Genomic DNA, 17,990 nt, shown 5'->3' on the forward strand with positions numbered 1-17,990 from the left:
GCCGCGGGCACGGGCCGTGCGGACAGAGATCACGCGAGCGCAGACCATGCGAGCGCAGACCATGCGAGCAGAGACCAGAGATGACAACTCCGAGACCCACCTCCGAACCGACCGGCCGCGGGGATCCGGCGCGCCGCCGCGCCGCCGCCGTACTCGTCCTGCCGGCAGTGGCGCTGCTGGTGCCGCTGCTCGGTCCGCAGATCGCGCTGGACGGCACGGGGGAGGGCACGGCGCCCGGTTCGACGGCCGTCACCGCGCTGCGGACACTGATGCTCGGCGCGCTCTGTGTCCACGCCGGTGAACTGTTCGGGCTGCTGCTGGTGCGTCGGCTGCCCCTGCCGACGGAGGCCGACGAGCCCGCGGCGCCCGGGAGTTGGGCGACCGGGGCGGCGGTGGTCGGCTTCCTCGCGGCCCTCGGCCTCGCACTGATCGTCTCGACCGGCAACCTGGTGACACTCGACCTGTCCCGGATGGACGTCGGCGGTCTCTACGGCACCCGCGACGGCGCACTCGCCCTGATCACGGTCAACGGCTTCCTGGCCGCGGGGCTGTGCGCCGGCGGCCGACGTCCGGGCCTGGCCGCGCTGCCGCTCTTCGCGGTGGTCCTCGCGGAGGCGCTGCGGGCCCATCCCGAGGTCCACAGCCCGCTGTTCGGCAGCGCGCTCACCCTGGTCCACCTCGGCAGCGCGGCGCTGTGGACCGGCGGACTGCTGTACGTGCTGCGGGTGTTGTACGCCTGGCGCCGTGCGGCCCCCGCCCGCGGCACGGCCCTGCTCGGCGCGTACTCGCGGGTCGCGCTGGTGCTGTTCGCGGCGCTCACTGTCACGGGAGCGGTCAGCGCCGCGCGCAGGCTGCCGCCGGACGACCTGCTCACCACCGCGTACGGGCGGGTGCTGCTGGCGAAAGTGCTGCTGGTGGCCGCGGTCGCGGTGCTGGCGGTGCTCGCCCGCCGGCGGCTGCGCGGCCAGGCCGACCCGGTGGCCGTGGCCGCGCCCGCACGGGCCGAGGTGCTGGTGCTGCTCGTCGTCGTCGCAGTCTCCGCGCTGCTGACCGCGATGCCGCTGCCGGTGTTCTACCGGGCGGCGTTCTGGTGGACGTGGTTCTGAGCCGTACGGCCCCGCGTCCGCGGCGGACGGGCCGTACGGAACCGGGCGACTCCTGCGGGCCCAGAGCGCCGGGCGTTCAGCGGACCGGGTCCTGGAGGTCGTGCCGGCGACGCTCGTGCCCCGACGCCCGGGCCGTCTGCCGTCGCCCCCTGCCGGGCGGTCAGCGGACCGGGGTGTCGATCCGCTCCAGCTTCCGGGTGCCCGCGGCGGTGCGGTAGGAGCGGACGTGCCGGCTGGTGGCGTCGGGGTCGGTCTTGTCGGAGACGGCGTAGTAGTCCATCTGCGCGTGCGCGGAGTCGAGATGGAAGACGCCGTAGCCGTGCTGGTCGGAGTCGACCCACTTGGCGTGCCGGTTCGCCGCGCGCAGTGCGGTGGCAACGATCGGAGAGATGGTGCCCTCCTTCGCCCGCAGGTAGTCGTCGAGGTTGTCCGAACTCACCGAGGTCACCACGAACTCGGTGGCCGCGCTGCGCGAGAGCGGATAGGTGGCGGCGTGCTCGGGGACTTCGTTGGCCCAGGCCATGTGGATGTCGCCGGTCAGGAAGACGGCGTTGTCCACGTTCTTCGCCTTCAGATGGTCCAGCAGCTCGCGGCGGTCGTGGGTGTACCCGTCCCACTGGTCCGGGAAGATCGACAGCCCGCCCTCGGGGAGGCCGATGAGTTCGAGCAGCGGCTTGAGCAGGAAGGCCGGCAGCGAGCCGAAGGCGAGCGGGGAGATCATCACCGAGGTGCCGATCATCCGCCACCGCGCGCCGGGAGTGGCAAGTCCCGTCTTCAGCCAGTCCAGTTGGGCCCGGCCGGTGAGTGTGCGCTCCGGCGAGTCGGCGTCGCCGTCGCCGATGCCGACCTGCTGGTCGCGGAAGGAGCGCAGATCGAGCAGGTGCAGATCGGCGAGGGTGCCGAAGCGCAGCCGGCGGTAGGTGGTGCCGCTCACCGAGGGGCGTACCGGCATCCACTCGAAGTACGCCTGCTTGGCCGCCGACACGCGTCGGCTCCACTCGCCCTCCTCCTCGGGCTGGTGGTTCTGCGCGCCGCCCGACCAGGTGTCGTTGGCGAACTCGTGGTCGTCCCAGATCGCGATGACCGGGTGCGCCGCGTGCAGCGCCCGCAGATGCGGATCGGTCTTGTACTGCCCGTGCCTGGTCCGGTAGTCGGCGAGCGAGACCATTTCGTGGGCGGGCTCGTGGGGACGTACGACGGTGCCGCGTGTGCCGTACTCGCCGGTGGCGTACTCGTACAGGTAGTCGCCCAGATGCAGCACCGCGGTGAGGTCGGTGCGCTCGGCGAGGTGCCGGTAGGCCGAGAAGTGGCCCGCCTCCCAGTTGGAGCAGGAGACCACGCCGAAGCTGAGCCGGTCCGCGGCGGCGTCGTCGGCGGGCGCGGTACGGGTGCGGCCGGCCGGGGAGCGCACACCGGCGGCGGTGAAGCGGTAGTGGTACGCGGTGTCGGGCTTCAGGCCCCGCACATCGGCCTTGACCGTGTGGTCGGTAGCCGCGTCGGTGGTGACGCTGCCCTCGGCGACGACCTTGCCGAAGCCGCTGTCCTCCGCGACCTCCCAGCCCACGGCGGTCGCGACACCCCTGCCGGAGCCGGGTGCCGCCTCCGGGGAAGGGGTCAGCCGCGTCCACAGCAGTACGCCGTCGGGCAGCGGATCGCCGGAGGCGGTGCCGTGCAGGAACGCGGGCGCGTCCTCGCTCCCGGTGCCGCCCGAGCCGCTCCCGCGCTCCGCCGCACGCGCGGCGAGCGGGACGAGCGCGAGGCCGCCCGCGCCGGCAGCGGCGGCAACGACCGTGCGGCGGCGCGGTGTTGAAGATCTGTCGGAGCGCTTGTGGTGGTCCCCGTTCGGCGTCATGGCGGAAGACTATGGCGGCCGGTGACCGGCGGGTAGGGCGCCTGTTCCGGGCGGGCCGGGATTCATCGGCACTTCAACTCCCCGTTCGCGGCGCGGTGTTCGGAATTCGGGGTGCGGCGGGTGCGGCGCGAGCCCAGGGCGGACTCGGGTGCCGGGGTGCCGGGTGCCGGGGTGCGGATTCGGCGAGGGGTTCCGTTCGCACGGTGAAGTGGCGTGGAATAGGGCGGAATCCGGCAATTCCGCCGAGGAGGGCTCCTGTATCGTTGCCGCACGCCGGAACCGACCTGTCCGGCGGCCCGGCGCGAGGCCGGTGAGCGGGGCGGTCCGGGGCAGAGGTGGCGTACCACCTGCCCGGGGCCGCGGAGGGGAACGGCATGAATCGTGGAACCGGTCGTACGGTGACGGTCTGCGCGCTCGGCGCCGCGCTTCTCGGAGCGTTGAGCGCCCCCGCGCACTCCGCGCCGGCCAAGCGCGACGTCACCGTCCGCACTGCGGACTCGGCGGGCAGCGCCACCTTCGTCCACCACGGAGACACGCTCCGGGTGTGCGATCTGAAGGCCGACGGACGACGAGTCGTCGGCCGGCTGCTGTGGACCGACCTCAGAGGCAGCCACCACACTCTGACGGAGGACAGCAGCGGCGCCGGGAACTCCTGCGCACGCCAGACCTTCGACATCCCCGAGGGAACGCCGGTCACGATCAAGGTCTGTCTGAAGAAGGGCCCCAAGGGGATACAGGAGAAGTGCGCATTGGAGCGCGCCGTCGCCTGACTCCCGTGCTCCGGCGGCCCGTTGGCGGGCCTGACGCACCGCCTGACGCACCGCCTGACGCACCGCCGGGCCCACGGCTCCGCCCACCCACCGGACTCGGGTGCCGCGTGCACGCGCCGAGGGGCTCCCGGGCTTCGGCGTCCGGCGGGGCGACTCGACCCGACGTGCGACGTGCGGTCCATCGGATTCGGCCCGCGGAAACCGCGGAGGGTGGCCTCCGCAGGCCGAATCGGTACACCTTCGGTTACTTCTCCAGCGCGCCGTGGACCATCTGCTCGAACTGCTGCGGCGCCATCGGGGCGGTGCCCTGACCGGTCTCGATCTTCTTGCCGTTCACCTTGAGCGACGGCGTGCCGGTGACGTCCTTGGCCGCCTCGAACTTCTTGTCCATGTTGACGGCCCACGGGTCGTAGGTGCCGTTCTTGACGGCCTTCTCGAACGCCTTGTTGCCCTTCAGCTCCTCGACGCCCTGGGCCAGCTCGATCAGGTTCCCGTCGTCGCCGAAGTCGTCGCTGCGCTCCTCGGGGTGCTTGTCCTTGGAGTAGAAGATCTTCTTCAGCTCCATGAACGCCTCGGGGCTCTCGTTGAGCGCGGCGCCCAGCGCGCTGAGCGCGTTGCGCGAGCCGGTGCCCGCGATCGCCTCGGCGTCGTCGAGGAAGGTGCCGAACACGTACTCGGCCTTGTACTTGCCGTCATCGATGTCCTTGGAGACCGTCTCCCCGTTCGCCTGCTCGAAGCTCGCGCAGACTGGGCAGCGCATGTCCTCGTAGATCGTCACCGTGTTCTTGGCGTCCTTCTCGCCGATGACGATGTCGACGCCCTGCTTGCCCGCGGTGTTGTCGGGCTTCTCGTAGGAGGTGTAGCGGCCGGCGGTCTTCTCGCCCTCGGCCACCTTCTCGGCGTCGTCCCAGTGCTTCTGGGCCTCGCTGGTGTCGTCCTTCATCATCTGGTTGACGGCGAAGCCCGCGCCGCCGATCAGTGCCAGCGCGCCGACGACCGCGGCGGCGACGGTGAGCTGCCGGCGCATCTTCTCCCGCTTCGCCTGCTTCTCCCGCTCCAGACGCAGCCGCTCGCGTGCGACTCGCTTGGCTTCCTGGCTGTTGCGCTTGCTCATGGTCAGAACTCCGAGAGGTGTGAAGGGTTGGCCGGCTGGGCCGGTCAGAGGATGTGCCCGAGGGGGCGCGGTGCGTCAAGACCCCGCACGCCCGGACGTGCGTCGGGCACCAACGGGGGTGGGCGCCGCGGGACGCGGTCGGGCAGGGCTCAGGCGCAGAGAGCGAACCGCGCCGGAGGGCCCCTTCGCACCACGGAGTGGACCAGCAGCGGCAGAGCACCGGACAGGCGCGGACGGTGTGCGGTGCGCACCGCCCGCCCGCGCGGGGCCGGCGTCGTCGCGCCGAAGGGCCGGCGGAAGAGCGGGCTCACCAGCTGTACGGCCTCGGCGACCGCAGCGACCAGCAGCTCGCGAAGCGCCTGTTCGCCCCGCCACAGCCAGCCGGCGGCGAGCAGCCCGACCACGAGGTGGGCGCTCAGCAGCAGCCAGGGCGCCGCGGGGTGGTGGCCGAGGGCGGCGCCGGCCGGCTGGTCGGCGGCCAGCCGCGCCAGCGGGGTGCCGAACTCGCCGCCGGTGCAGATGAGATGGACGCCCATCGAGCGCAGCGGTCCGACCACCGGGCCGCCGGCGGTGCCGTAACAGGCCAGTTGTCCGGTGGTGAAGACCGTGTCCGCGGCGAGCTGGAGCGGCAGGAAGAGCGCTGCGATCGGCCAGAAACCGCGTTCGCGGCCCGCGAGTGCGTAGGAGCAGGCAAAGACCACCAGCGCGACCGCGCACAGCGGGATCAGCGGCACCGGGACGCCGGAGAGCAGTACGTGGGTGCCTGCGGACAGCGTGACGCAGACCGCGGTGAACACCGCGGCCCGTGCTGCCCGGAAGGCCGGTTGTGGTCCGGGGGCCGGACCGTCGCTTCTCGCACCCATCGCAGGAGAGTGTGCCACGCGGGGGTGTAAGCGTCCGGTGAGGAGGGCCGATCCGTGAGCGCACCGCAGCGCGACCGTGATCAACCCGCCGCGCGCCCGCCTTCGGCGGTGTCCGTCAACCGTGCGGGGGCGGGCGGCCGTTCGGCGCCGCACACCTCGCCGACCTGCGGGTATCCGTGTTGTCAGTCGGCCGCCGTAGACTTCCCCACGCCCAGGATCGACCCCGCCGGAGGTGGCTCGCACCGTGACCGACAAGCCGTTCACGCACCTGCACGTGCACACTCAGTACTCGCTGCTGGACGGCGCGGCGCGACTGAAGGACATGTTCAAGGCATGTGGCGAGATGGAGATGTCCCACATCGCCATGACCGACCACGGCAACCTGCACGGCGCCTACGACTTCTACCACCAGGCGACCTCGGCCGGAGTGACGCCGATCGTCGGCATCGAGGCGTACGTCGCGCCGGAGTCCCGCCGCTACACCCGGCCGGTCAAGTGGGGTGCCCCGCACCAGAAGCGGGACGACGTCTCGGGCGCCGGCGCGTACACCCACATGACGATGTGGTCGCGGAACCTCACGGGCCTGCACAACCTCTTCCGGGCCCAGTCCCGGGCGAGCCTGGAGGGGTTCTTCCGCAAGCCGCGCATGGACCGTGAGCTGCTGGCGGAGTACTCCGAGGGCCTGATGGCCACCACCGGCTGCCCCTCGGGCGAGGTGTCCACCCGTATCCGGCTCGGGCAGATGGACGAGGCGCTGAAGGCGGCCGGTGAGTTCCAGGACATCTTCGGCAAGGAGAACTTCTTCGTCGAGTTGATGGACCACAACATCGACATCGACCGCCGGGCGCGGGCCGGGCTGGAGGAGATCGCCCGCAAGCTCGACGCCCCCTTCGTCGTCACCAACGACTCGCACTACACCTTCGAGCACGAGTCCTCGGCCCACGACACCCTGCTGTGCATCCAGACCGGCAGCAACCTCTCCGACCCCAACCGCTTCAGCTTCGACGGCTCCGGCTACTACCTGAAGTCCGCCGCCGAGATGTACGCGATCGACAACTCCGACGCCTGGCAGCAGGGCTGTCTCAACACCCAGCGGTTGATCGCCGACCGGATCGACACCGAGGGCATGTTCAAGCCGCGCAACCTCATGCCGCGCTTCGACGTGCCCGAGGGGTACGACGAGGTGAGCTGGTTCCAGGAGGAGGTCAAGCGCGGGATGGCCCGCCGGTACCCGGGCGGTGTCCCCGCAGACCGGGAGCGGCAGGCGGCGTACGAGATGGGCGTCATCATCGAGATGGGGTTCCCCGGATACTTCCTCGTGGTCGCGGACTTCATCATGTGGGCCAAGGAGCAGGGCATCGCGGTGGGCCCCGGCCGCGGTTCGGCGGCGGGCTCGATCGTCTCGTACGCGATGGGCATCACCGACCTGGACCCGATCGAGCACGGGCTGATCTTCGAGCGGTTCCTCAACCCCGAGCGCCTGTCCATGCCCGACGTCGACATCGACTTCGACGAGCGCCGGCGCGGCGAGGTGATCCGGTACGTCACCGAGAAGTACGGGGCCGACAAGGTCGCGATGATCGGCACGTACGGCACCATCAAGGCGAAGAACGCGATCAAGGACTCGGCGCGGGTGCTCGGATACCCCTACGCCGTCGGCGACCGCATCACCAAGGCGATGCCGGCGGACGTGCTCGGCAAGGGCCTGCCGCTGTCCGGCATCACCGACAAGGACCACCCGCGCTACAGCGAGGCCGGCGAGATCCGCTCGATGTACGAGAACGAGCCGGACGTCACCAAGGTGATCAACGCGGCGCGCGGCATCGAGGGCCTGGTGCGGCAGATGGGCGTGCACGCGGCCGGCGTGATCATGTCCAGCGAGCGGCTGATCGACCATGTTCCGGTCTTCTCCCCGAAGAACGACGGTGTGGTCGTGACCCAGTGGGACTACCCGAGCTGCGAGTCGCTCGGCCTGCTGAAGATGGACTTCCTGGGGCTGCGCAACCTCACGATCATGGACGACGCCGTCAAGGCGATCGAGAAGAACAAGGGCAAGGAGATCAAGCTCCTCGATCTCACCCTCGACGACCCGGTGACCTACGAGCTGCTCCAGCGCGGCGACACCCTCGGCGTCTTCCAGTTCGACGGCGGACCGATGCGGTCGCTGCTGCGGATGATGAAGCCCGACAACTTCGAGGACATTTCCGCGGTTTCGGCCCTCTACCGGCCGGGTCCGATGGGCATGAACTCGCACATCAACTACGCCCTGCGCAAGAACGGCCAGCAGGAGATCGTCCCGATCCACCCGGAGCTCGAGGAGCCGCTGAGGGAGGTCCTCGAGATCACCCACGGCCTCATCGTGTATCAGGAGCAGGTGCAGAAGGCGGCCCAGGTGCTCGCCGGCTACTCGCTCGGCCAGGCCGACCTGCTGCGTCGTGCGATGGGCAAGAAGAAGCCGGAGGTGCTGGAGAAGGAGTTCGTCAACTTCCAGCAGGGCGCCCGGGACAAGGGGTATTCGGACGAGGCGATCCAGGCCGTCTGGGACGTGCTGGTGCCCTTCGCCGGCTACGCGTTCAACAAGGCGCACTCCTCGGCGTACGGCCTGGTGACCTACTGGACCGCCTATCTGAAGGCGAACTACCCGGCCGAGTACATGTCGGCGCTGCTCACCTCGGTGCGCGACGACAAGGACAAGTCCGCCGTCTACCTCAACGAGTGCCGCCGGATGGGCATCAAGGTCCTGCCCCCGGACGTCAACGAGTCCGAGGCCAACTTCACGCCGCGCGGCGACGACACGATCGTCTTCGGCCTCACCGCGGTGCGCAACGTCGGCCAGAACGTCGTGGACTCCATCGTCAAGTGCCGCAAGGAGAAGGGGAAGTACTCCTCCTTCCCCGACTTCCTGGACAAGGTCGAGGCCGTCGTCTGCAACAAGCGCACGGTCGAGTCGCTGATCAAGGCGGGCGCGTTCGACGAGATGAGCCACACCCGCAAGGGGCTCAGCGCGCAGTTCGAGCCGATGATCGACAACGTCGTCCAGGTCAAGCGCAAGGAGGCGGAGGGCCAGTTCGACCTCTTCGGCGACATGGGCGACGCCGCCGCGGACGACGGTCCCGGCTTCGGTCTGGACGTGGAGTTCTCCGAGGAGGAGTGGGAGAAGACCTATCTGCTCGCCCAGGAGCGGGAGATGCTCGGCCTCTATGTCTCCGACCACCCCCTCTTCGGCATCGAGCACGTGCTCAACGAGAAGGCCGACGCCGGGATCTCGCAGCTGACCGGCGGTGAGTACAGCGACGGCTGGACCGTCACCATCGGCGGCATCATCTCCGGACTTCAGCGGAAGATGACCAAGCAGGGCAACGCGTGGGCGATCGCGACCGTCGAGGATCTGGCCGGTTCGATCGAGTGCATGTTCTTCCCCGCGACCTACCAGCTGGTGTCCACCCAGCTGATGGAGGACGCGGTCGTCTTCGTCAAGGGCCGGCTGGACAAGCGCGAGGACGTGCCGCGCCTGGTCGCCATGGAGTTGATGATCCCCGACCTCAGCGAGGCGTCCGCCAACGCCCCGGTGACGATCACCATTCCGACGGTGAAGATCACCCCGCCGCTGGTGGAGCGGCTGGGAGAGGTCCTCGGCCACCACCGCGGCGCCACCGAGGTGCGGGTCAAGCTCCAGGGCGCGCGCAAGACGACCGTGCTGCGGCTCGACCGGCACCGGGTGACGGCCGATCCGGCGCTCTTCGGGGACCTCAAGGCTCTGCTCGGCCCGTCCTGCCTGGCCGGCTGAGCGCGGCGCCGGGGCCCGGCGGCCGGTAGCGGTCGGTCCGTACGCACGAGTGAGGGGCTCCCCCGCCGGGGAGCCCCTCACTCACTGCCGTCCGCCTGGCTGCCGGTGCCTGCTCGCGCCCGCCCCGCTCCGGGGGCCGTCCCGCCGGGAGGGCCTGCTGCACAGGCGGGAGGGCCGGGGCGTACGGGCGGCGCGGGTCTCGGCGGCGGCCGATCGTCGTCGAGGACGGCCGACGGGACGGTCAGTTGTGGCCGAACTTCTTCGACTGCCGCTTGCGCTCCATCTTGCCGGTGCCCTGGCCGGACTCCAGCTGCTCCTCGGAGCTTCTGCCCTGCTCCTGCGTGGACTTGGCCCGGTCCTCGGGTCTGTGCGGCACACGGTTCTTGTTCTTGGCCATGCTGACCTCCCGGGTCCTCGGAACTATGGCCGAGTTCAGATTCGCATGACCCATCATTCTTCGCATATCGGTCACTTCGCCTCGCGGTGCGGCTGCGAGGTTCGTTCCGGTCGCGCCGTGGACGTACGGTGCGGCTGTGGTCGGGCCGGAGGCCAACTGCGGCCCGCCACGCCGAAGATCGAGTTCCGACAGTTAACGCCGGTTAGGGTCGGGCAGACTCGACGTGAATACGCCCTGGCCGCCCCGGTGGCCCGTGCGGTGAGACGAAAGTGGGTGGACCGTGGACCGTTGCGTCGTTCTCGTGGACGCCGGGTATCTGCTGGGCGCCGCCGCGAGTCTCCTCGCAGGTGAGCCCATGCGCTCCCGGATCACTGTCGACCACTCCTCGCTGATCCAGGGGTTGCGCGAGCGGGCCGAGTCCGACACCGGCCGCGACCTGCTGCGGATCTACTGGTTCGACGGTGCGCCCGACCGGGTGCCGCAACCCGAGCACCGGCGGCTGCGGGTCATGCCGCGCGTGACCGTACGGCTCGGTGCGCTCACCCGCAGTGAGGGGCGTTGGGCGCAGAAGGGCGTCGACGCCGCCATGCACGCGGAGTTGACCGAGCTGGCGCGCAACCGCGCCTGCTCCGACATTGTGCTGGTCACCGGCGACGGCGATCTGCTGCCGGGTCTGATGTCGGCCAAGGAGCACGGCGTCGCCGTCCACCTGTGGGCGGTGCAGGCGGCGGACGGCGACTACAACCAGTCCGAGGACCTTGTCGCGGAGGCCGACGAGCGCCGCGTGCTCGACCGGATGTGGATCACCCGTGCGGTGCGCGCGAAGGATCCCACGGGGCCCTTCGCACCGCAGCCCGCGACCCGGCCCGACATCGCGGCCATCCTCTCCGCGCCGCTGCCGGAGCCGCCCGCGGCCCCGGCGGAGAACGGGACCGCGCCGCCCGCCCCGGAGCCGGAGCAGGAGGACGAGGCAGACACCGAGCACAAGGGCGTCCCCACCCCCAAGGACCTGGCCGCGCTGGGCCGGCACACCGCCGCCCACCAGTCGCCGCCCTCGCCCGCCACTCTCCGCTGGTCCTCGGACAAGGGCTGGTCCGACCGCGGGACCTCGCCGGAGTCCCCGGAGGTCGCCGGACTGCCCACTCTCGCCCAGCTCACCACCGCCGAGCAGCGCTGGGCGGACCGGGAAGAGGACATCACCACGGTCAGCGGCGACCCCTACGAGGTCGGCCAGGTCTTCGCCGGCCGCTGGATCATCCGGCTGGGAGGCCGCGGCGACCTCGGCCAGCTGTCCGTGCAGTACCCGCGCATCCCGCACCGCATCGACGGTGAACTCCTGCGCTACGCCGCCAGGTTCGGTCTCCTCGCGCACAAGGACGACCAGATCGACGAGGACGACCGGTACGCGATCCGGGCCGGCTTCTGGCGCGAGGTGAGCGACCGCACCGGCACCGAGCACCCCCCGACCGCCGCACAGGAGAGCCCGGGGCAGCGCTGAGGCCGGGTACGGTCGCCCGTCCGCGGGCGCGTACCCTCGTGATTCGTGGAGAACGGCGCACAGGAACTCAGCGAGGACGAGCGGGACACCGGCAGGGCCGACGGCTCGCCCGAAGAACCCGCGGCGCCGCCCGTCGCGGTGGCGGTCACCGGTCTGGTGAAGAGCTATCCCGCCCGCCGGGCCCGCCGGGGACGTGCCGCCACCGAGGCGGTACGCGCGACCGACCGGGTCGATCTGAGCATCCGGGCCGGTGAGGTCTTCGGCCTGCTCGGCCCCAACGGCGCCGGCAAATCGACCCTGGTGCGTCAGCTGACCGGTCTGCTGCGGCCCGACACCGGGCGGATCGAGGTGCTCGGCCACGATCTCGTGCGCCACCCCGACCGCGCCTCCCGGCTGCTCGCCTATCTCGGCCAGGAGTCCTCCGCGCTGGACGAGCTGACCGTCTCACTCGCGATCGAGACCACCGCACGGCTGCGCGGTCGCGACGCCGAGCACGCCCGCAAGGAGACCTCCGCCGTGATGGCGGAGCTGGGCCTGGGCTCGTTCGCCGATCGCGCGCTGCGCAGGCTCTCCGGCGGCGAGCGCCGACTCGCCTGCGTGGGCGCTGCCCTGGTCGGCGACCGCCCGTTGCTGGTGCTGGACGAGCCGACAACCGGTATGGACCCGCTGGCACGGCGTTCGGTGTGGGCCGCGATCGACCGCAGGCGCCGGGAGCACGGTACGACCGTGCTGCTGGTCACTCACAACGTGCTGGAGGCGGAGGCGGTGCTCGACCGCGTCGCGGTGCTCGACAGGGGCCGCGTCATCGCCTGCGACACCCCCGGCGGGCTCAAGGCGGTCGTCGGCGACGATGTGCGCCTGGACCTGGTGTGGCGCTCGGAACCGCCGCTGAACATCCCGGAGGTGGCCGCCCTGCGTGAGCACGCCCAACGCACGGGCCGCCGCTGGACGTTGCGCATGCCGCCCGAGGAGGCGCGCACCGCGGTCGCGGCCGTCACGGGTGGTGCGGCCTTCGCCGCGCTCGACGACTTCACCCTCGCCACCCCCAGCCTGGAGGACGTGTACCTGGCGCTCGGTGGCCGTGGCGAGGGCCTGGTGCGGATGTGAGAACGTGTAGGCCGGGTCGACCCGGGGCAAACCGCCCCGCCACCGCGAACGCGGTGGAACGTCCGCCCGAGGGCCGTGAACCGCAGGGAAGGTACGGATCGAGAGCGTGACCACACTTTCCTCGAGGACCGCCGCATCCCCGTCCGAGCCCACAGGCGTCCCTGGCGCCCCCGCCCTCGGCGGGCGCTCCGCGTCCCCGGCGCCGGCCGCCGCCGCGGGCGGTCGCGGTGGTACGGGCCCCGAGCAGCCGCTCGCGCCCCGCGCCAAACTGTGGCCCTCGCTCGGCGCCGTCTACCGGGCGCAGCTCTCCCGGGCGCGGGTGGCGCGCATCCCGCTGCTTTTCGTCGCCACCTTCCAGTCGGTCGGGATCATGATCCTGATGCGCGGTGTGGTCTCCGGCGGTCTCAGCGAGGAGACGGGTGCGGTGGTCGCCGGTGCCAGCGTGCTGGTGGTGGCGTTCGTCGGACTGAACCTGCTCGCCCAGTACTTCGGCGCCCTGCGCGCCTCCGGCGGACTCGACCACTACGCCACGCTGCCCGTACCGCCCGCCGCGGTGGTGCTGGGCACGGCGGGGGCGTACGCCTCCTTCACCGTCCCCGGCGTGATCGTCACGGCCGTGACGGGGTGCGTGCTCTTCCAGCTTCCGGTGACCGGCCTGTGGGTGCTGGCGGCGGTGATCCCGCTCTCCGGCGCCGCGCTCGCGGGCCTCGGCGCGCTGCTGGGTCTGCTCGCACCGCGTCCCGAACTCGCTACGCTGTGCGGCCAGTTGGGGATGTCGGGTGCGCTGCTGCTGGGTGTGCTGCCGGCCTCCTCGATGCCGCTGGCGCTCCAGTGGGCCAGGGACCTGCTGCCCTCGACGTACGGGGTCGAGGCGATGATCGCGACCTTCCAGCCGGACCCGGACTGGGTGAACGTACTGCTCAACCTCGCGGTCAGCGCGGCGGTCGGCGTTGTCACGCTGGTGTTGGCCGCCTGGGCGTACCGCCGGGCCGCCGTCCGCTGAGCGCGGCGCGCTGAACAGCGGCGCCGACCGCGCCCGTCGTCCGAGCCGCGCCGGGTCTCCACCGCTGTGCGAGGACGCCGCGCGAGGCGTCCGGAGGGCGGTCGGGCGGCCGTGAGCGCCGCCCCCGTACGGGCGTCCCCCGCGGCGGGTCGGGCGAGCGAGCCTGGCACGATGGCGGGGTGAGTTCACCGACCCCAGCATCCCCAGACGGTTCGTCCCAGCCCTACGACCCGTGGGGCGAGCGTTCCGCCGCCGCAGGCACCGCGGAGCCCGGCGCCCCCGACGCCGAAACCACCGGGCCGACCGGCCCCGGCGAGCTGCGCGACCTCGCGCTGGTCGCCGTCCCGGTCGCCCTCTGCGGCGTGCTCCTCGGCCTGCTCTGGTGGTGGCTCGCCCCGAACGTCCCGTACCTCTCGGACGGCAAGCAGGCCTTCCTGCTGAACTCCGAGGGCGAGGACTCGGTCAGCGTGGACGGCGTCTATGTGGCGCTCGCCGCCGGACTCGGGCTGCTGAGCGGAGTGCTGGTCTTTCTCCTCCGCCGCAGCGGCGGCATCGGAGTCGTCGTCGGACTCGCCCTCGGAAGTGCGCTGGCCGCGTTCCTCGGACGGGTGGTGGGCTCGCTGCTCGGCCCGAGCGGGGACCTCGCCGCCGTCGCGGCGGAGACCGGACGCGGAAAGTCCTTCGACGGGCCGCTCGAACTCCACGCCACGATCGCGCTGCTGGTCTGGCCCCTTGCCGCGCTGCTGGCACATCTGCTGGTGACCGCGCTCTTCGGCCCGCGCGACCCGGAGCCGACCCTTCCCGTCCACACCGGTTGGGCCGCGGGCCCGGCCGCCGGCGACCCGCACGCCGGTGGGTACGGCCCGCACCCGGACGCGGGAGCCGCGCCGGGCGACGCCCACCTCGGGCAGCCGGACCAGCACGGGCACCCGTACGGGGGGAACCGTCCGCCGGAGTCGCCCGAAGGGCCCGGTCGTTCGTACTGAGCGCAGTCGCCGAGGCGACCGGCTGTCCGCACCGAGCCCGCTTCAGGGCCCGGGCAGGCCCGCGGCCGATCCCGTTCGGAGCGCCGGGAACGTGCCCTGCGGCAGCGTGCTCGGCGTTCTCAGCCCGACGCCCGCGGCGCCCGGCCGCCGGGTCAGCCGCGGCCGATGGCGGCCGTACGCGCCCCGGTGAGGCCGATCAGGTCGGTCGGCGAGAGTTCGATCTCCAGCCCGCGGCGTCCGGCCGAAACGCACACCGTGGGATGGTCCAGCGCCGAGGAGTCCACCACCGCGGGCAGTCGTCTGCGCTGGCCGAGCGGCGAGATGCCGCCGAGTACGTAGCCGGTGGCGCGCTCGGCCGCCGCGGGCACCGCCAGCTGGGCGCGCTTGCCGCCCGCCGCGGCGGCGAGCGCCTTGAGGTCCAGTGAGCCTGACACCGGTACCACCGCCACGGTCAGTTTTCCGTCGACCTCCGCCACCAGGGTCTTGAAGACCTGGCTCGGATCGAGGCCGAGCGCCTGCGCGGCCTCCTCGCCGTAGGAGCGGAAGTCCTCCGCCCGCGGGTCGTGCGTGTAGCCGTGCACGGTGAAGTCGATCCCCGCCCGAGTGAGGGCGACGGTCGCCGGAGTGCCTGCGGTGGCTGTCTTCTTGCGGGCCATGCGGTGCCCTCCCGGGGCGTGCGCGGTGAGAACGGACGGATGTGCGGAACGCCTGTACGACGGGTGCACGGCGCGGTGTCGGGGCTCCTCACGGTAATTCCCGCTCTGTGCCCGGGAGTTGCCGACGCCGGGGGAGCGGCGCACACCGCGGGCACACCCGCAGGCCCGGCCCGCAAGCGCTCCAGCCCGTCCCGTACCCGCCCGCCACGCCTCGCACGTACGCGCCGGCCTCCGCCCGTACGTGCCTGCCCGCGATCCGGACTTCCGCCACCAAGGGGTCAGTTGGGGGAGGTCGGCTGCTGGGTGAGGTCGGTGGCCGGGAGCGAGGGCAGCTTGCCGAGCAGCGCCGACTCGCGGCGCAGCAGCCGCAGTTCGTCCGCCAGCCGGGTCGCGGTGTCCGGCGCCTGGAGCAGCCGCTGCTTGGTGGGGGTGTCCAGCACGGAGGCGGCGGCGACGAGGTAGGAGATCACCGACGGGTCCTCCGGCAGTTCCTGCTCGCCGGAGAGGCTGCGCTCATGGGCGCCCGCGAGACGCTTCTGGTACGTGCGGAAGGCGCGCAGCACGCCCTGCGAGAGCGCCGCGGCGCCGTCGCCGTCCTCCTCGGGCAGCTCCTCGACCTCACCGACCAGATGGTCCCCGCTCGCGTCCACCGAGCGCAGCGTGAACCGGGTGGTGCCGGTCGCCAGCAGCTCGTAGCCCGAACCGTCCTCCCGCTCCCGGATGTTCGAGGCGTCCGCCACGCAGCCCACGGAGAAGAACGAGTCGGCGGGGTCGGCGCCGAAGCCGTCGGCGGGGCCGGCGGGCCGGTCGTCCTCGTCCGGCAGCCCGGACCCGGTCGGCGCGACCTCGTGCCCCTCCCGGATGCCGATCACGCCGAACTGCCGCGGCTCGTCCTCGGAGGTCTCCAGCAGCGTCCGCACCAGCGCCCGGTACCGCGGCTCGAAGATGTTCAGCGGCATCACGAGACCGGGGAAGAGCACGGTGTTCAGCGGAAACAGCGGCAGGTGCGTCGTCACAGTCGGGCAGCTTAACGGCAGTGGTGCGCCACCGTGCGCCCACCGGCGCGCCACCGCGGTGGCCGTGCGCCGCCTCCGCCGGGCTGCGCGGGCGGTCCGCGGTGCTGACGGGCCCGGCTCACTGCCTGCGCAGCAGGCGCGTGGTGCCGGCGGCGACCGTCGTGGCCAGCACCCAGCCGGCCAGGATCAGCGCGGAGGCGATCCACTGGTAGTGGCCCTCGGGCCGCCAGGCCGAGTCGTGGCCGAGGTCGATGACGGGCAGCAGCATGTCGAGGGCGTACAGCGCCGCGTCCCAGTGCGGGCCCTCGTCGCCGCGCGGCTCGGGCTTGTTGGCGCTGAAGTACACCGTGCCCGAGGCCCAGAGCACCGCCATCCACACGGCCGCCAGGCCCGGCTTGTACCCGTAGGCGACCGTCCAGTCCTGGAGGTAGCCCCACAGCTTCCCGGCCAGCGGCAGGGTCTCGCGCCGCCGCCGCTGCTTTGCCAGGAGTACGCGCCGCGCCTCGGCGTCCTCGCCGCTGTTGCGCAGCACGGTGGCCAACTGCTCGTAGGGCTCCGCGGAGTACTCGGGCGTCGCCGTCGCCACCCACCGCAGCCGCTCCTCCAGCGGGAACGGGCCGAGCGGGATCAGATGCTCGTAGCTGAAGCCGGCCATCCACAGGCCTTCGTTCACCGGCCAACTGGAGGCACGGTCCACGAGGTTGCCGACGGTGGCGCCGGAGAGCACCACCCGGCCCCGGCTGATCCGCTCCGGGGTGAAGCACAGCTCGGGCGTCTGCACCCGCCGCAACGACAGCTCCTGCCCGCGCTCCAGTACCACCCGGGCGCGGTCCAGCACGAGGGAGTCCCCGAACCGGCCGTCGTCCAGCTTCATCCCGCCCATGCAGTGGAAGTGCTGGAGCGGTGGGTCCAGCGGGTCCGGCGGCTCGACGGGCGGTGGCGGGGTGGTGCGGCCCGGTTGGGGGAAGCGGGTGCCGGTCGGGGGAGTCATGCTCAGCATGTGCCGCGCTCCCGAGGGCCCGAACGCGGCGAAGTGCGCGAACCTCTCCACCTGCAACTGCGGGGCGTGCAGGGCGTACGGGCCGCGGCGGTTGCTCAGCTCGCTGCCGTACATGAAGAGCGAGCCGCCCACCCGCGCCCCGCGCATCGACACCTCGCCGCTGGCCAGCAGCAGGCTGGCCTGGAGGTCCTGACCGACCGTCAACCCGTCGGCGGCCACCGCCCGTCCGCGCCGGCCGCCGGCGACGGTGACCTCGTTCATCATCAGGTCGGTGCCGATGCTCGCGTCGGTGAGCCGGATGCCACCGGGGACGGTGCAGCGCGGCAGGTGCAGATCACCGTCGGTGCTCACCCGGGCCGCCTCCAGGCGCGGGATGCGGCAGCCGATGAAGCGACCGGTGCTCAGCCGGCACTCGGCGAGCAGCACCTCCTCCTCGAAGCGGCAGTGCCGAAGCTCGAAGAAGGGCTGGACCGAGCCACCGGACAGATCGAGCCGCCCGATGATCTGGGCGCCCGCCAGATGCAGCGCGGCGACCCTGCCCAGCAGCGGCGGCGGACCGTGGAGCAGCAGCAGCGCGATGATCCGGGCGCGCACGGTGCGGCGCTCGCTCCAGGGCCGGATGCCGTTCGGATCGTCCTCGACAAGATCGCCGGTGCGCAGGTCGTAGCTGCTGCCGTTGCGGAACGCCTGCCACATCGCCCATTCCGTGGGGGTCAACCGCAGCGCTGCCGGCGGCTCGCCGTCGTCCAGCGGCTCGCTCACTCCAGGTCCCCCACTCTCGACATCCCCCTGCTCCCACGAACCCACCGCGTGACGGGCTCCGCGCCGACGGTCA

14 protein-coding genes are annotated in these 17,990 nt (G+C 72.0%); 7 read left to right on the top strand and 7 right to left on the bottom strand.

The features are described from left to right. Positions 1-80: 80 nt before the first annotated feature. Positions 81-1,106, top strand: a complete 1,026-nt coding sequence (locus JGS22_RS18590; RefSeq protein ID WP_211038942.1) for a CopD family protein — start codon at positions 81-83, stop codon at positions 1,104-1,106. A gap of 160 nt (positions 1,107-1,266) precedes the next feature. Here the strand turns inward: JGS22_RS18590 and JGS22_RS18595 are convergent, their stop codons facing one another. Beyond that, positions 1,267-2,958, bottom strand: a complete 1,692-nt coding sequence (locus tag JGS22_RS18595) for an alkaline phosphatase D family protein (RefSeq protein WP_211038943.1) — start codon at positions 2,956-2,958, stop codon at positions 1,267-1,269. A gap of 374 nt (positions 2,959-3,332) precedes the next feature. Between JGS22_RS18595 and JGS22_RS18600 the strand changes: the two genes are divergently transcribed. After that, complete coding sequence (locus JGS22_RS18600) at positions 3,333-3,728, top strand: hypothetical protein (RefSeq protein WP_211038944.1); 396 nt, start codon at positions 3,333-3,335, stop codon at positions 3,726-3,728. A gap of 244 nt (positions 3,729-3,972) precedes the next feature. Here the strand turns inward: JGS22_RS18600 and JGS22_RS18605 are convergent, their stop codons facing one another. Further along, entirely contained in the window at positions 3,973-4,842 is an 870-nt protein-coding gene (locus JGS22_RS18605) for a thioredoxin domain-containing protein (protein ID WP_211038945.1), read from the bottom strand. A 149-nt stretch (positions 4,843-4,991) separates the two neighbouring features. Next, complete coding sequence (locus JGS22_RS18610) at positions 4,992-5,705, bottom strand: hypothetical protein (RefSeq protein WP_211038946.1); 714 nt, start codon at positions 5,703-5,705, stop codon at positions 4,992-4,994. Positions 5,706-5,949: 244 nt separating this feature from the next. Between JGS22_RS18610 and dnaE the strand changes: the two genes are divergently transcribed. Then, the gene (gene dnaE, locus JGS22_RS18615) at positions 5,950-9,492 is read left to right on the top strand and encodes a DNA polymerase III subunit alpha (protein WP_211038947.1); all 3,543 of its coding nucleotides are present in this window, start codon (positions 5,950-5,952) and stop codon (positions 9,490-9,492) included. Positions 9,493-9,733: 241 nt separating this feature from the next. Here dnaE and JGS22_RS18620 read toward each other — a convergent pair whose 3' ends face one another. Continuing rightward, positions 9,734-9,889, bottom strand: a complete 156-nt coding sequence (locus tag JGS22_RS18620; protein ID WP_211038948.1) for a hypothetical protein — start codon at positions 9,887-9,889, stop codon at positions 9,734-9,736. Positions 9,890-10,169: 280 nt separating this feature from the next. On the opposite strand from JGS22_RS18620, the gene JGS22_RS18625 reads away from it, so the two are divergent. From JGS22_RS18625 to JGS22_RS18640, 4 genes are all read left to right on the top strand, one after another. After that, positions 10,170-11,387: an NYN domain-containing protein gene (locus JGS22_RS18625; protein WP_211038949.1), complete on the top strand. Its 1,218-nt coding sequence runs from the start codon at positions 10,170-10,172 to the stop codon at positions 11,385-11,387. A gap of 138 nt (positions 11,388-11,525) precedes the next feature. Continuing rightward, positions 11,526-12,494, top strand: a complete 969-nt coding sequence (locus tag JGS22_RS18630) for an ABC transporter ATP-binding protein (RefSeq protein WP_211038982.1) — start codon at positions 11,526-11,528, stop codon at positions 12,492-12,494. A gap of 106 nt (positions 12,495-12,600) precedes the next feature. Beyond that, complete coding sequence (locus JGS22_RS18635) at positions 12,601-13,497, top strand: ABC transporter permease (protein ID WP_211038950.1); 897 nt, start codon at positions 12,601-12,603, stop codon at positions 13,495-13,497. 179 nt (positions 13,498-13,676) lie between these two features. After that, positions 13,677-14,483: a hypothetical protein gene (locus JGS22_RS18640; RefSeq protein WP_211038951.1), complete on the top strand. Its 807-nt coding sequence runs from the start codon at positions 13,677-13,679 to the stop codon at positions 14,481-14,483. 152 nt (positions 14,484-14,635) lie between these two features. Here the strand turns inward: JGS22_RS18640 and ybaK are convergent, their stop codons facing one another. The 3 genes from ybaK to JGS22_RS18655 form a co-directional block, all read right to left on the bottom strand. After that, the gene (gene ybaK / locus JGS22_RS18645; protein WP_211038952.1) at positions 14,636-15,139 is read right to left on the bottom strand and encodes a Cys-tRNA(Pro) deacylase; all 504 of its coding nucleotides are present in this window, start codon (positions 15,137-15,139) and stop codon (positions 14,636-14,638) included. Positions 15,140-15,417: 278 nt separating this feature from the next. Then, positions 15,418-16,155, bottom strand: a complete 738-nt coding sequence (locus tag JGS22_RS18650; protein ID WP_211038953.1) for an LON peptidase substrate-binding domain-containing protein — start codon at positions 16,153-16,155, stop codon at positions 15,418-15,420. Between the two features lie 118 nt (positions 16,156-16,273). Further along, the gene (locus tag JGS22_RS18655; protein ID WP_211038954.1) at positions 16,274-17,917 is read right to left on the bottom strand and encodes an oxidoreductase; all 1,644 of its coding nucleotides are present in this window, start codon (positions 17,915-17,917) and stop codon (positions 16,274-16,276) included. Between the last annotated feature and the right edge of the window lie 73 nt (positions 17,918-17,990).

Origin of the sequence: Streptomyces tardus (genome assembly GCF_018101125.2) — a bacterium.
GTDB classification, from domain to species: domain Bacteria; phylum Actinomycetota; class Actinomycetes; order Streptomycetales; family Streptomycetaceae; genus Streptomyces; species Streptomyces tardus.

What these genes read in the sequence shown, in the direction of transcription:
- JGS22_RS18610 (WP_211038946.1), bottom strand. Translation starts at nt 5,705, where the DNA reads ATGGGTGCGAGAAGCGACGGTCCGGCCCCCGGACCACAACCGGCCTTC.
- JGS22_RS18595 (WP_211038943.1), bottom strand. Translation starts at nt 2,958, where the DNA reads ATGACGCCGAACGGGGACCACCACAAGCGCTCCGACAGATCTTCAACA.
- JGS22_RS18620 (WP_211038948.1), bottom strand. Translation starts at nt 9,889, where the DNA reads ATGGCCAAGAACAAGAACCGTGTGCCGCACAGACCCGAGGACCGGGCC.
- JGS22_RS18600 (WP_211038944.1), top strand. Translation starts at nt 3,333, where the DNA reads ATGAATCGTGGAACCGGTCGTACGGTGACGGTCTGCGCGCTCGGCGCC.
- JGS22_RS18590 (WP_211038942.1), top strand. Translation starts at nt 81, where the DNA reads ATGACAACTCCGAGACCCACCTCCGAACCGACCGGCCGCGGGGATCCG.
- JGS22_RS18605 (WP_211038945.1), bottom strand. Translation starts at nt 4,842, where the DNA reads ATGAGCAAGCGCAACAGCCAGGAAGCCAAGCGAGTCGCACGCGAGCGG.
- ybaK (WP_211038952.1), bottom strand. Translation starts at nt 15,139, where the DNA reads ATGGCCCGCAAGAAGACAGCCACCGCAGGCACTCCGGCGACCGTCGCC.